Here is a 495-nt window from a genome sequence, read left to right on the forward strand (position 1 = left end):
GTACGCAACCGCTGGTTCCTGATGCTGGACTGGGTCCGCACCTGGATCGCGGACGCCTATCTCGCTGGGCGGAGCCGCGACCGCAAGCGGCCGCTCCATCTCGACGACCTGGCCGAGCCCGGCGAGTACTGGGCGGCCTATCTCGTCCTGCTCGACGCGCTGGCGCAGACCCTGGACATCCCGGTGCTGCGCTTCGTCGACACGCTCACCCCGTCCCTGCAAAACGAGCCGATCGACGTCGATCTCGTGGTCGATGTCGGCAACAGCCGGACCTGCGGGATCATCATCGAGCAGCCTAAGGACCGGGGCGTGGTCGACATCGGCCAGGCCTACCGGCTGGAGCTGCGTGACCTGTCTCGGCCGGAACGGGTCTATGCCGACCCGTTCGCCAGCCGGATCGAGTTCGCCCCGGCGAGCTTCGGCCGCACCGACCTCAGCCGGCGCACCGGGCGGCGCCGCGATGCGTTCTGGTGGCCCTCGCCGGTGCGGATCGGC

At 69.9% G+C, this 495-nt stretch carries 1 protein-coding gene; it reads left to right on the forward strand.

The genetic code is table 11. The features are described from left to right. Window positions 1–495 (forward strand): virulence factor SrfB (locus EQG76_RS24765; RefSeq protein WP_200841095.1); only part of this gene is annotated, 495 nt, incomplete at both ends.

It is taken from the genome of Geminicoccus flavidas (assembly GCF_009806515.1).
Taxonomy (GTDB): domain Bacteria; phylum Pseudomonadota; class Alphaproteobacteria; order Geminicoccales; family Geminicoccaceae; genus Geminicoccus; species Geminicoccus flavidus.